Origin of the sequence: Acidovorax sp. WCS2018Noco2-16, from assembly GCF_031843945.1 — a bacterium.
In the GTDB taxonomy this organism is placed as follows: Bacteria; Pseudomonadota; Gammaproteobacteria; order Burkholderiales; family Burkholderiaceae_C; genus Paracidovorax.
On sequence record NZ_JAVTJJ010000001.1, the window covers coordinates 571,513 to 583,789 of the forward strand.

The 12,277-nt window shown below is 63.4% G+C and carries 11 protein-coding genes and 2 riboswitches; of the genes, 7 read left to right on the forward strand and 4 right to left on the reverse strand.

Annotated features, from left to right (window positions below; translation table 11 throughout):
• Positions 1 to 92 precede the first annotated feature (92 nt).
• The 3 genes from RQI28_RS02540 to RQI28_RS02550 all read right to left on the reverse strand — a co-directional run bounded on the left by RQI28_RS02540 (position 93) and on the right by RQI28_RS02550 (position 2,125).
• Positions 93 to 851, reverse strand: coding sequence for an anti-sigma factor domain-containing protein (locus tag RQI28_RS02540; RefSeq protein WP_311221014.1), 759 nt, complete (start codon positions 849 to 851; stop codon positions 93 to 95).
• On the reverse strand, positions 848 to 1,414 hold the full coding sequence (locus RQI28_RS02545) for a sigma-70 family RNA polymerase sigma factor (RefSeq protein ID WP_311221015.1): 567 nt from the start codon (positions 1,412 to 1,414) through the stop codon (positions 848 to 850). The genes RQI28_RS02540 and RQI28_RS02545 overlap by 4 nt, the downstream gene beginning before the upstream one ends.
• A 123-nt stretch (positions 1,415 to 1,537) precedes the next feature.
• Positions 1,538 to 2,125 (reverse strand): DUF3455 domain-containing protein, encoded by a 588-nt coding sequence (locus RQI28_RS02550; protein ID WP_311221016.1) that lies wholly within the window; start codon positions 2,123 to 2,125, stop codon positions 1,538 to 1,540.
• Positions 2,126 to 2,314: 189 nt separating this feature from the next.
• Positions 2,315 to 2,413: riboswitch (glycine riboswitch) on the forward strand.
• Between the two features lie 16 nt (positions 2,414 to 2,429).
• Positions 2,430 to 2,563, forward strand: a riboswitch (glycine riboswitch).
• A 59-nt stretch (positions 2,564 to 2,622) separates the two neighbouring features.
• Between RQI28_RS02550 and gcvT the strand changes: the two genes are divergently transcribed.
• From gcvT to RQI28_RS02580, 6 genes are all read left to right on the forward strand, one after another.
• On the forward strand, positions 2,623 to 3,756 hold the full coding sequence (gcvT, locus tag RQI28_RS02555) for a glycine cleavage system aminomethyltransferase GcvT (RefSeq protein WP_311221017.1): 1,134 nt from the start codon (positions 2,623 to 2,625) through the stop codon (positions 3,754 to 3,756).
• Between the two features lie 112 nt (positions 3,757 to 3,868).
• The gene (gene gcvH / locus RQI28_RS02560) at positions 3,869 to 4,243 is read left to right on the forward strand and encodes a glycine cleavage system protein GcvH (RefSeq protein ID WP_311221018.1); all 375 of its coding nucleotides are present in this window, start codon (positions 3,869 to 3,871) and stop codon (positions 4,241 to 4,243) included.
• 77 nt (positions 4,244 to 4,320) lie between these two features.
• On the forward strand, positions 4,321 to 7,209 hold the full coding sequence (gcvP, locus tag RQI28_RS02565) for an aminomethyl-transferring glycine dehydrogenase (RefSeq protein WP_311221019.1): 2,889 nt from the start codon (positions 4,321 to 4,323) through the stop codon (positions 7,207 to 7,209).
• Between the two features lie 800 nt (positions 7,210 to 8,009).
• The gene (locus RQI28_RS02570; RefSeq protein WP_311221020.1) at positions 8,010 to 8,483 is read left to right on the forward strand and encodes a hypothetical protein; all 474 of its coding nucleotides are present in this window, start codon (positions 8,010 to 8,012) and stop codon (positions 8,481 to 8,483) included.
• A gap of 95 nt (positions 8,484 to 8,578) precedes the next feature.
• Positions 8,579 to 9,031 carry a hypothetical protein gene (locus tag RQI28_RS02575; RefSeq protein WP_311221021.1) on the forward strand — a complete coding sequence of 151 codons (453 nt, stop codon included), beginning with the start codon at positions 8,579 to 8,581 and terminating at the stop codon, positions 9,029 to 9,031.
• Positions 9,032 to 9,133: 102 nt separating this feature from the next.
• Positions 9,134 to 9,679, forward strand: a complete 546-nt coding sequence (locus RQI28_RS02580) for a WYL domain-containing protein (RefSeq protein WP_311221022.1) — start codon at positions 9,134 to 9,136, stop codon at positions 9,677 to 9,679.
• Between the two features lie 232 nt (positions 9,680 to 9,911).
• Here the strand turns inward: RQI28_RS02580 and RQI28_RS02585 are convergent, their stop codons facing one another.
• Positions 9,912 to 11,351: an alpha/beta hydrolase gene (locus tag RQI28_RS02585; RefSeq protein WP_311230401.1), complete on the reverse strand. Its 1,440-nt coding sequence runs from the start codon at positions 11,349 to 11,351 to the stop codon at positions 9,912 to 9,914.
• A gap of 419 nt (positions 11,352 to 11,770) precedes the next feature.
• Here RQI28_RS02585 and RQI28_RS02590 point away from each other — a divergent pair, with 419 nt between their 5' ends.
• Positions 11,771 to 12,181 (forward strand): FKBP-type peptidyl-prolyl cis-trans isomerase, encoded by a 411-nt coding sequence (locus RQI28_RS02590; protein ID WP_311221024.1) that lies wholly within the window; start codon positions 11,771 to 11,773, stop codon positions 12,179 to 12,181.
• Positions 12,182 to 12,277 lie beyond the last annotated feature (96 nt).

Genomic DNA, 12,277 nt, shown 5'->3' on the forward strand with positions numbered 1-12,277 from the left:
AACCACGAACAATGCTATCAATAAAATAGCTATCAGCGCTTAATCAATAAGCGCTAGAGGCCTATTTGACTAGATATTTTGCTGATGATCCATCAAATCATCTTCACTGCCCGGCCAATGAAGACGATCGGCCCGGTCGGCCGGTCGATGGGCGAGCCGGCTTCGGGCTCCAGCGTCAGCTCGAACAGTTGGTTCGCCTCCAGCGGTGGCAGGCGGTCGATCGGCACCTTGACCGACTCGCCCGGCTGCACCAGGCCCAGGGACTTCGGCCCGGACCACTGATCGGCCTTGGTCCAGAACTGCAGCGATTTGCCTTGCGGCACCGGCGTGTTGGCCAGCGGTGTCAGCTGCAGCTGATTGGACGTGGCGGCGGCCTGCACCACCCAGCCGGGCGATGTGCCGCCCGGTGCCACCAGCACCACCATGTATTGCGGTGCCCCGGCGCCGCCCGGCACGCCCATGCGTGTGACCAGCACGGCCGCCAGCACCGCAGCGGCGGCGAAACCGCCGCCGGCCAGCCCGCGCCACAGCCGCAGGTCGTTCCACCAGGACGCCAAGGCCGATGGCGCCGCAGGTGCCTGCACGCGCACATCGGCACGTGACCAGCCCAGGCTGCGCTCGATGCGCGGCCACAGGGCGGCCGATGGCTCCACGGCGGGCGCCAGCGCGGTCAACGGGTGCAGGCGCTCTTCCCAGGCCTGCACGGCCTGGCGCAGCTCGGGATCGCGCGGCAGGCGGTCCTGCACTTCGAGGCGGCCGGCCAAGGGCAGCGTGCCCAGCACGTAGGCACTGGCCAGCGTGTCGATGTCGCCCGAGGGGTCTGATGTTGAATTCGTCGATGGGCTCGTCATGCCATGCACTCCCGCAGCGCGCGCATGCCGCGCTGTATCCAGGCCTTCACGGTGCCCAGTGGCGTCTGCGTACGCTCGGCGATCTCGCCGTGCGAGCAGCCTTCCACGTAAGCCAGCACGATGCAGTCGCGCCGTGCGGGCTCCAGGCGGCCCAGACAAGTGTCGAGCTTGCCCAGGTCGGCACCCAGTTCATAAGGGTCAATCCGGCTGCGGTAGCTCTCCAGCGCAGCCTGATCGTCGATGGCCTCCATGGCCTCTTCGTCGATACGCACGTCGCGCACGTTGCCGCGCGCCACATTCAGCGCCGCATGGCGCACCACGCTGTAGATCCAGCCCCGCCCCGCGCCGCGACCGGCATCGAAGCTGGCGGCACGCTGCCAGATGCTGAGGAAGGCGTCATGCAGCACGTCCTCGGCCTGGGCGCGTTCGCGCACGATGCGCAGGGCTACGCCCAGCAGGTAGCGGCCGTCGCGCTGATAGATGCGCTGCAGGGCCTGGTGGTCGCCGCGGGCACAGGCCCCGATGGCGGCGTCGTAGTCGAAGGGGTCGGCTGCTGCGTTCAAGGGCGGAGGTGGCGGGTTGAAGATGCGGCATGGTAGTGCATCGCACCATCAAGCCGCACGGTCGCGCCGCCCCCGGGGCGGCGTGGGTTTTCACGCCCACTCGACCCCTTGAACCACCCGCTTTTAGGCGGCCTTGTAGAAGATGTAGTCGGCCTGGTACGGCACGGTGGTCTTCTGGCCCTTGTTCGCGGCGGTACAGGCCATGTTCGCAGGGGCCACGCCGCCGGTCAGGGCCACGCGCTGGATGTAGGTCACGCCGGTCAGTGCGCCGCTGCCCATGGCAGGGTTGGCCTTGACGAGCTGGTAAGGCAGTGCGCCGGCGGTCGAAGGTGCCACGGCCAGTTGCGTTGCCGTCAGCTTGGAGCCGTCGTTCGCTTCCCAGGTGGCCGGTGGGCCGTAGTACTTGCCCACTTGCTTGCCACTGCGGTCGAGCAGCTTGGCGTCAGGGCCGGCGAACGTCCATTCGACCTGGCCGGGTGCATTGGCCTTGTCCTTGCATTCATAGGTGATGTCACCCTTGCCCACGGTTTCCCATGCCACCTTGTTGCCGGCGGGCACCTGGATGGATGCGGGCAGGCTGGCTTGGGAGAAAGTCATCATGCCGGATGCGGTGGTGGACGAAGAAGACATCGAACCGCAAGCGGCCAGCAGTGCGACGGCGGACACGGTGCCTGCCAGGGCGGCGATGCGGGAAGGACGGATGTTGCGCATAGGGTGCTCCTTTGAATGAATGATCAGTTGAGTGACTGACAGGCCCTTGTGTTCTCACGGGTCTGCCCAGGCTCTACACGTCAGCACGCGTTTTGGATGCACCTTCGGATGCAACAAGTTGCAACATGACCGATGCAGGGAATGCCGAGGCTGCAAGGCCGCCCGGGCCAAGGCGCGCCGCTATACTCCGGCCACTCGTCAGGAGAGAGCCGCCGCAACTTGCGGCAGCCGCCGAAGGCGCAGGGTTTCATCGCCCGAACGCTCAGGCAAAAGGACTGACAGGAACGCCCGCAGGGATGCAGGCGTTTCCCCAGCTGGAGAGAGGCTGCCGCCCACATCGGCAGGCAGCCCACCGAAGGAGCAAACCCCGCCGCAGCGCCGACCTTGTCGGCCACCGGCACGGTGAATCTCTCAGGTAAAGCGGACAGCGGGGCACATGCCGCGGCCAGCCATCAGGGCGGGCCGCTTCACTGCTTGCCCCCTGGAGAGTTCCGCCCATGTCGTCCCCCGCGCCCGCCGCCCTGCTGACCACCCCGCTCAACGCACTGCACCTGGAACTCGGCGCCCGCATGGTGCCCTTCGCCGGCTATTCCATGCCGGTGCAGTACCCCGCAGGCCTGATGGCCGAACACCACCACACGCGCACCGCCGCCGGCCTGTTCGACGTATCGCACATGGGCCAGTTGCGCCTCGTGGGGCCCGATGCCGCCGCCGCTTTTGAAACGCTGGTGCCGGTGGATGTGGTAGGGCTGGGCGTCGGCAAGCAGCGCTACGGCCTGCTGCTGAACGACGAGGGCGGCATCATCGACGACCTGATGTTCGTGAACCGGGGCAACGACCTGTTCGTCATCGTCAACGGCGCCTGCAAGGCGGGCGACATCGCGCACATCCAGTCGCGCATCGGCCACCTGTGCCAGGTGCAGCCGCTGCCCGACCAGGCGCTGCTGGCGCTGCAGGGTCCGCAGGCCGCCACGGCGCTGGGCCGCCTGGCGCCCGAGGTGTTGTCGCTGGTGTTCATGACGGGCGGGGCCTTCACCGTGGCCGGCTGCGACTGCTTCATCACCCGCAGCGGCTACACGGGCGAAGACGGCTTCGAGATATCCGTGCCCGCTACCCAGGCCGAGACGCTGGCTCGCGCGCTGCTGGCCCAGCCGGAAGTGCAACCCATTGGCCTGGGCGCGCGCAATTCGTTGCGGCTGGAAGCGGGCCTGTGCCTCTACGGCAACGACATCGACACCACCACCACGCCGCCCGAAGCCGCCCTGAACTGGGCCATCCAGAAGGTGCGCCGCACCGGGGGCGCGCGTGCCGGCGGCTTTCCGGGCGCAGGCCGGGTGCTGGCGCAGATCGACGACCCCGCGCTGCTGACCCGCAAACGCGTGGGCCTGGTGGCGCTGGAGCGCGTGCCGGTGCGCGAGCACACCGAGCTGCAGTCTGCAGAAGGCCAGCGCATCGGCGAAGTGACCAGCGGACTGCTCGGCCCCACGGTAGACCGGCCGGTGGCCATGGGCTACGTGGCGCCCGCCTTCGCCGCCGTGGGCAGCCGCGTCAACGCGCTGGTGCGGGGCAAGGCCGTGCCCATGGAAGTCGTCGCCCTGCCCTTCACGCCCGCGCGCTACCACCGCGGCTGATGGCCTGCGCTGCGGCCCGCCGCCAGGTGGCTGGCCGGGCTACAGTTACAGCTGACATCGGCGTCAATCTTTTTCCTCAAGTCTTTCACCTTTTTCTTTTCTGGAGTGCCCCATGACCGTCAAGTTTTCCAAGGACCACGAGTGGGTCGATACCGCTAGCCACGAAGCCGCCGTGGTTGGCATCACCGTGCATGCGCAGGACGCGCTGGGCGACGTGGTTTTCGTGGACCTGCCCGAAGTGGGCAAGACGTTCGCGCAAGGCGAAGTGGCCGGCGTGGTCGAGTCCGTCAAGGCCGCGGCCGACGTGTACATGCCCGTGTCGGGCGAAATCATCGAAGTGAACGAAGCGCTGCGCGCCGACCCGTCGCTGGCCAACAGCGACCCGCTGGGCACAGGCTGGTTCTTCAAGGTGCGCGCCTCCGACAAGGCCCAGTTCGACGCCCTGATGGACGAGCCGGCCTATACCGAGTTCGCCAAGAGCGCCTGACCGCGCACTGCCCTCCCTCGCGCCCGGCCACCACCGGGCGCGGCCGTTTTTTCGCCCCTGACTGACTGCCGCCGCCGATGACCACCGCCCTGCCCTCGCTCTCCGCGCTGGAGAACGCCACTGAATTCCAGCCCCGCCACATCGGCATCGATGCGGCCGATGAAGCGCACATGCTCTCCGTGATCGGCGAGGCCTCGCGCCGCGCGCTCATCGACGGCATCGTGCCGCGCTCCATCGCCCGCGCCAGGCCCATGCAGTTGCCGGCCGCCGTCACCGAAGCGGCCGCGCTCGCCGAGCTGAAGGCGCTGGCGGGCAAGAACCGCGTGCTGCGCAGCTTCATCGGCCAGGGCTACTACGGCACGCACACGCCGGGCGTCATCCTGCGCAACATTCTGGAAAACCCCGCCTGGTACACGGCCTACACGCCCTACCAGGCCGAGATCAGCCAGGGCCGCATGGAAGCACTGGTCAACTTTCAAACCATGGTGTGCGACCTCACGGCCATGCCGATCGCCAACGCGTCCATGCTTGACGAGGCCACCGCTGCCGCCGAGGCCATGACGCTGGCCAAGCGCTCGGTCAAGTCGAAAAGCACGCGCTTCATCGTGGCGGGCGACGCGCATCCGCAGACCATCGAGGTGATCAAGACGCGCGCCGCGCCGCTGGGCATCGAAGTGGTGCTGGCCAACTCTCTCGAGGAATGGAATGCAGCGCTCGACGGCGACTATTTCGCCGTGCTGGCGCAGTACCCCGCCACCAGCGGCCGCATCGACGACTTGAAGGACGACACGGCCAAGGTGCATGCCAAAGGCGCCGCCTTCATCGCAGCAGCCGACCTGCTCGCCTTGACCCTGATCACGCCGCCCGGTGAATGGGGCGCCGACATCGTCGTGGGCACGACCCAGCGTTTTGGCATGCCCATGGGCGCGGGTGGCCCGCACGCCGCCTTCATGGCTTGCCGCGACGAATACAAGCGGTCGTTGCCCGGCCGCCTCGTCGGCGTGAGTGTGGATGCGCACGGCAAACCCGCCTATCGCCTGGCGCTGCAGACGCGCGAGCAGCACATCCGCCGCGAAAAGGCCACCTCCAACATCTGCACGGCGCAGGTGCTGCCGGCCGTTGTCGCCAGCATGTACGCCGTGTACCACGGCCCCGAGGGCCTCACGCGCATCGCACAGCGTGTTGCCGCCTACACCGCCATCCTGGCCAAAGGGCTGGAGCAACTGGGCGCGCCACTGCGCCCGCAGGCGGTCTTCGACACCCTGTCGCTCAAGACGGATGGCGCTACCAAAACCATAGCTGCCAGAGCAGTATCCATGGGCGCCAACCTGCGAATTCACTTTGACAATTACCTGTGCATCTCGCTGGACGAGACCACCACGCGTGCTGACGTGGAGTTGCTGTGGAAGGTCTTCGCGCAAGAAGGCCAGGCCCTGCCCCGTTTTGCCGATTTCGAGCAGGGCGTGGAGCCGCTCATTCCCGCCGCGCTGCGCCGCAGCAGCGCCTTCATGACGCACCCGGTGTTCAACACCCACCACAGCGAAACCGGCATGCTGCGCTACATACGCCAGCTGTCCGACAAAGACCTGGCGCTGGACCGCACCATGATTCCGCTGGGCTCTTGCACCATGAAGCTCAACGCCACCAGCGAGATGATCCCCATCACCTGGCCTGAATTCGCGCAGGTGCACCCGTTCGCGCCGGCCGACCAGTTGCAGGGCTATGCCGAGCTGGATGAGCAACTGCGCGCCTGGCTGTGCGAGGCCACCGGGTACGCCGGCATCAGCCTGCAGCCCAACGCGGGCAGCCAGGGCGAATACGCCGGGCTGCTGGCTATTCGCGCCTATCACCAGGCGCAGGGCCAGGGCCACCGCGACATCTGCCTGATCCCGAGCAGCGCCCACGGCACCAACCCCGCCAGCGCGCAGATGGTGGGCATGCAGGTGGTCGTGACCGCCTGCGACGCGAATGGCAACGTCGATCTGGCCGACCTGCGCGCCAAGTGCGAGCAGCACAGCGAGCGCCTGGCCTGCGTGATGATCACCTACCCCAGCACGCACGGCGTGTTCGAGACGCAGGTCAAGGAGCTCTGCCAGTTGGTCCACCAACACGGCGGCCGTGTATACGTGGACGGCGCCAACATGAACGCCCTGGTGGGCGTGGCCGCGCCCGGTGAATTCGGCGGCGATGTGAGCCACCTGAACCTGCACAAGACCTTCTGCATTCCGCACGGCGGTGGCGGCCCGGGCGTCGGCCCGGTGTGCGTGGTGCAAGACCTGGTGCCGTACCTGCCGCGCCATGCATCGGCCGGTGTGCCAGGGGGAGTGGGCGCCGTCAGCGCGGCCCCCCTGGGCAATGCCGCCGTGCTGCCCATCAGCTGGATGTACATCCGCATGATGGGCGCCGACGGCCTGCAGGCCGCCACCGAAACCGCCATCCTCAGCGCCAACTACATCAGCGCGCGCCTGAAGAGCCACTACCCCACCCTGTACGCATCGGCCAACGGCCACGTCGCGCACGAATGCATCCTGGACCTGCGTGGCTTCAAGGACACCAGCGGCGTGATGGCCGAAGACGTCGCCAAGCGGCTGATCGACTACGGCTTTCACGCGCCCACGCTGTCCTTCCCCGTGCCCAACACGCTGATGGTGGAACCCACCGAGAGCGAAACACTGGTCGAGCTGGACCGCTTCATCGACGCGATGATCGCCATCCGCGAAGAGATTCGCCAGATCGAAAACGGCGCCTGGCCACAGGGCGACAACCCGCTGAAGAACGCACCGCATACGGCGGAAAGCCTGTTGGCTGCCGACTGGGCCCGGGCCTATAGCCGGGAAACTGCAGCGTTCCCGGTGCCTGCGCTGCGCCAGGCCAAATACTGGGCTCCCGTGGGGCGCGTAGACAACGTTTATGGGGACAGGAATCTGTTTTGCAGCTGTGTGCCGGTGAGTGAGTTGGCGGCTTAGCAATACTGCGGGTGCATCATGCACCGCGTGGGCAGGGCTACGATTTAAAAAACAAAAGCCTGGATGACCAGGCTTTTGTTCTTTTGGGGCAATAAGCAATGGGTTTTCAGGCCTGAAAGCGAAAGCCTGCGGTAAGCTACTGTAGTCACAGAAGCTGGTATGCAGGCGCGTTACGGTCTGGGCTGCAGTCATCTCGGTCGCCGCACAATCCGCAGATTTTTAGGTTTGCCTGAGAAATATGTCAACCGATCTGAACCTTGAAGAGCTGATGGCTCGGCACGCAGCGGGGTTGGCTGAACAAGCCAACGCCAAGCTGGCGAATGCAAGCGCTCAGATTGCAAAGATCACAACGCAGCGACGAAAGGATTTGCCTTAGACGCCAGTTCATTCGAGTACACCCCAATCACAGGGGTAGTTGCAACCGCATCTGGGCTTGCAAAAGCGCTCCTCGGATCAATGCAAACTGAGCGAGACGGACTACTTTCGTTTGGAGATCTCGCTACACGGTTGCCTCCAATTAAGTTCCAGCCTGGCTACTTTGTAGGAAGCGATTTCATGCTGATGGCACATTCGTGCTTCAGACGGCAGATGCACCCTAAGGCCAACTGGGCACCGCGATTCATTGAAATGCTCTGGGAGCTAGAGCTTCAAGGCGTCACGAGGTACGTGGCTATTGACGAAGATCGAGTTCGACTCAATGTCGACAACTCCGTATATCTCGAATCTGACACTTGGTATGGAGCGCCGTTCAATGAGGATGTGAGGCAAATCAAACCTGGAACCGCCAAGCTTCGCCCCCCTTGGATCTTGATCCTCGCTACATAGACTTTCTGTTCGCAAACGTGCATTGCCTCGATGTCAAATGGAGCGAGTCGGACGAAATCAAGACGTTTCAATCGCTTGAGCTAAAGACAGAGGATGTGCAACTCGAGATTGACGGGCAGTCGTACTTTCCGGCTCGCTATCTGCATGCAGAGTTTGATATCACGACCAACTGTTTTCGGCACTTCGATGGTGCTGTGCAATTCTTTCTTAGGGACGAATACTTCCAGCGTCGTGACTCTGACTTCAATATGACGGCAAAGAACGCCGATCACATCAAGGCTCGGTCAAAGAAGGTCTTTAAGTTGAACGGCCCTCTGAAGGCCGATTTATGGGTTGAACTGTGCTGTCAGTTTTACGCAGCCAATCCACTGACGTTTGAGTACTTCACCGGCGCGTATCCTCAGCACATCACGAACATTCTTAAGAAAATTCAGGCTTCCAATGCGTGACGCGGAACCGACGCCTAACCCTTCCATCGAGAGGACTCGCTCCGGCAAGCCTGGTCAAGCTTCTCATATCAAACGTTAGACCTCGTTGACAGACTATGAACACGCAAAGCTTGCTCGCCGCCCTCAATCCGACGGACCTTACTCTTGAAGCAACACCACTCGTCATTTGGGAAATGGGGGCCGCTTCAACAGAGGAAGAGGTTGCTCGCTTCATGTACCGAGGAGGTCCATTACCGCCACAAGCCTCCGCAGGGCCGCCACGCATTGGAGATCATCGCCCTGAAAAGAAATACTGGGATTTCGTCAAGTCAGAGATGCAGCTTTTTCTGTGCGCAGACGAAAAGAAGTACCGCGCGCTCTGGAAACAAATACTAGAAATGCAGAAGAATTCCACCACTGCAATCGTTGGCGTCATTGCCACGTTCCTCGGCGCATCAATAGGCGTTTCGGCAACACTGCTTTCTGGCTTTATTGCCGTATGTCTCTTTGCAGCGCTCAAGGTTGGCAAAGAGGCTTATTGCGCATTCACCTCGCAAAATGAGGCCTAACCCGTCATTGCAGCGGACCGCCTACGGCGCCCGCTGAACTTAAGCGCTAGGCCGCAGTGGTCGCCGCCTACTCTCTATTACTGCCATTGGACTTACGATCCCATGCAAGCATCAAATCCAAAGCGAACGGTCTCTGCGGCAACAAAGGCCAAGCAGGAAGAGGCTGTTAACGCTCGCCGTATGGCCAAGCTATATAGCAACCTAGATGCTGCAGTCAAAAATCTGAATCGTATGATCGAGTCTGGCAAGTTCTTCGACACCACTCCAAAGAAGAAGACTCGCAAAATACCGACCGCAGCCACCTCCCCAGTCTTCATCAGGAAAGTTGGCGCTGTCACGATCACATCGGACGAACCGTTTGACTTTCGACGCTACGACAGCTTTAAGCAAAAGATCAAGGCTGAAGGTCTTTCAATTAAAGGCCGCATCCGATTCGCCTACACAGACTCTCATGGCGAAATATCCATCCGCACCGTTATTTTGACTGCGACGTACCCATCAGATTCGCCAGAGTACGTTGTCGGCTATTGCGAACTACGCAAGGAAGAGAGGACGTTCAGAATCGAGAGCATCCAGGACCCGATCGACATGCAACAAGAAGAACATATCGCTGATGTTGGACGTTGGCTGTTCGATCGGAAGTCTTGATGTCATCGCATCTTTCACTGGTCCACGCAGCGTGTAGCGCTCTCCAGCCTTGCTGGCGCGTGCCGCGCACCACAAGCCTAGCATGGCCTGCGCGCTTGTCCTTCGGCCTAACCCCTCCTTTCAGCGCCGCTGAAGTCAAACGTTAGGCTCTTCACATTCCGCTTTATGCAAGCAAGCATTTATTCCAGCGCTTCGCCGTTATCAAAGGTGTGCCAAGCACTGGATTATTAAATCAGCTTCCACTGCACCCAGGCATCGCAGCGCGGGTAGCCACGGTGACGGCACTGTCGTCACGGCCTCCTGCATTGCGGGTGTAGGTGCAGCCATAACGGGCGTCGGCCAGAGTGGCGGGCGTCTTCACGTCGTCGCCGGCGGGCTTGGTGCCTTTCTCGACCCAATCGGCCAGAGCCTTGAAAGCCTCGGACTGCTCGGCGACGGTGAAATCGCAGTGGCTCGGTGCGCGGATGGCCCGCTGCACCAGCCACTGACCATTGCCGTTGGCCTCGGCGCGGTCGCGGTAGACCTGTTCCATGTGGAAGGGCACGTACATGTCGCCCAACGTATGGATGGTCACTACGGGGATGCGGAACTGGCCGTTGACCTGAGGTACCCAGCGCAGCCCGTCAGTACGCAGGCGGTTGGCGTCGGCGGCCGGCACCCACTTGGCGATGGTGGCGTTGAAATCCGCCACCTCGGCCGCGCTGGCGTTGAACCGGTAGACGGTGCCGGTGGTGTCGATGCCCTGCTTGTTCAGAATGCCGTTGATGGTGCCGTCGCGACCGAAGGTGCCCCACACGGTGTTCTGCAGCGGAGCGTTGGCAAAACCCTGGTCAAAGATCGGCCGCGGTCCGCCGGTCAGGTTCATCACGATGTCCTTGAGCTTTTGCCCCTGGGGGGTCACCGACGAGAACGATGTCTGGCTGGCGAACATAGCGTCGCGCACGCGCGGGGCGAGCGTGGCCCAGTCGGTCGTGGGCGCGGTGGTGGCGGGCACGCCGGCCAGCTTCTGCGCCGCCAGCTGGTAGGCACCGAAGTAGTTGTACAGCGACAGATCTCCCAGCACGGCGCACATCGGCAAGGCACCCTGGTAGCTGCGCTTGTTGACGGCGGTCCGCTGCGCCTCCTCCTCGATGGCAGCGGCGGTGATGTGGCCGCCCATCGACACACCGGTCAAGTAGGTGCGGGTGGGCTCGGGCAGCACACGGCCGTTGGCGGCGGCGATGCGCACGAAGGCGTTGGCCAGCGCATTGGTGTCTTCCACGCCCACGCGCACGTCGTAGAAATTCTTGGTGTAGCTTGACGCGGCCCAGGCATAGCCGTTCTCGATCAAGTACCGCCGGAAGGCCGGGTTGGACACGGTCAGCGCATTGCCTTCGCCGGCATAGCCGTGGGCGTACATGACCAACATGCCGTTCCAGTTCTTGGGCACCTCGATGCGGTAGCCCGCACCGGCATTGACGCCGGTCCAGCGGTCGGTCTCAGCTGTGGCGCCGTCCATGGCGGTGAACGGCAGGCTGGCGGTCGCTACAGCGAAGCTGGTGCGGCTGTCCTGCGCACGGGTTTCTTCCGGCACTGGGTCCGAGCCACCGCCACCACAGGCACCGAGAAGCAACGCGCCAACGGCGCAGACGGCGGCAGTACGGGGGGAGAAGCAAGAACAGTTGGGCATCATGTTTGTCTCTTTGAATCAGTGGGGAAATCCAGTGCGAGGCGCCAGTCTAGGGATGGCCTGCGCGGCCTCTGCGCGGGCTTTCCCGAGCGTTTTGTCGCCAGGGTGACGGCAGCGGCCACGGTGATTGAAGCCTAGGGATTCTCTGCACAAATCACCGCGCCGTGTGCATCTGCGGCCTCGGGCAGTCTGCGGCGTTGCAAATACTCGCAATAGCCAAGCTATTGCTGCGTTTTGCGCCTTGCAGCCCCTCCCGATCCGCAGCGCTCACTTTCCGCTCGATTCGTGCAGAGGATCCCTAGAGCTGTCTTGCCGCAGCGGACGGCTTTGCCGCCCACCAAGCTTGCCGTCAGATGCCTTGCAAAGCCGAGACGTCGATTTCTCTAAGATGAGCCTCTTGCCTCATTCCGGAGTTTTTCTTCATGCGCCTTCTTATCGCATCCCTGACCTTCGCCGCCCTCACCCCTCTCGCCATCGCACAGACACCCGCCGCGGCCCCCGTCACTACCTCAACCGGCCTGATCTACCAGTCGTTGAAGGAAGGCACGGGCGACTCGCCCAAGGCCACCGATACCGTCAAGGTGCACTACAAAGGCATGTTCCTGGACGGCAAGGAGTTCGACAGCTCCTACAAGCGCGGCGAGCCCACCGAGTTCCCGCTCAATGCCGTGATCCCGTGCTGGACCGAGGGCGTGCAGCGCATGAAGCCCGGCGGCAAGGCCAAGCTGACCTGCCCGGCCTCCATCGCCTACGGTGCACGGGGTGCAGGCAACGTGATTCCGCCTAACGCCACGCTGAACTTCGAGATCGAGCTGATTTCGGCTCGCCGCTGATGCGCGCATCGTCCGCTGCCGCCCTGCGGGGCTGAACAGCGGACGCCATCGCTTCGCGCGAGCACGGCGCGTACACTGGCCTCACCCGCCTGCGCA

Bases quoted from the DNA above. Each gene is read 5' to 3' on its own strand.
- RQI28_RS02540 (WP_311221014.1), bottom strand. From the start codon at position 851: ATGACGAGCCCATCGACGAATTCAACATCAGACCCCTCGGGCGACATC.
- RQI28_RS02550 (WP_311221016.1), bottom strand. From the start codon at position 2,125: ATGCGCAACATCCGTCCTTCCCGCATCGCCGCCCTGGCAGGCACCGTG.
- gcvT (WP_311221017.1), top strand. From the start codon at position 2,623: ATGTCGTCCCCCGCGCCCGCCGCCCTGCTGACCACCCCGCTCAACGCA.
- gcvH (WP_311221018.1), top strand. From the start codon at position 3,869: ATGACCGTCAAGTTTTCCAAGGACCACGAGTGGGTCGATACCGCTAGC.
- gcvP (WP_311221019.1), top strand. From the start codon at position 4,321: ATGACCACCGCCCTGCCCTCGCTCTCCGCGCTGGAGAACGCCACTGAA.
- RQI28_RS02575 (WP_311221021.1), top strand. From the start codon at position 8,579: ATGAACACGCAAAGCTTGCTCGCCGCCCTCAATCCGACGGACCTTACT.
- RQI28_RS02580 (WP_311221022.1), top strand. From the start codon at position 9,134: ATGCAAGCATCAAATCCAAAGCGAACGGTCTCTGCGGCAACAAAGGCC.
- RQI28_RS02585 (WP_311230401.1), bottom strand. From the start codon at position 11,351: ATGATGCCCAACTGTTCTTGCTTCTCCCCCCGTACTGCCGCCGTCTGC.
- RQI28_RS02590 (WP_311221024.1), top strand. From the start codon at position 11,771: ATGCGCCTTCTTATCGCATCCCTGACCTTCGCCGCCCTCACCCCTCTC.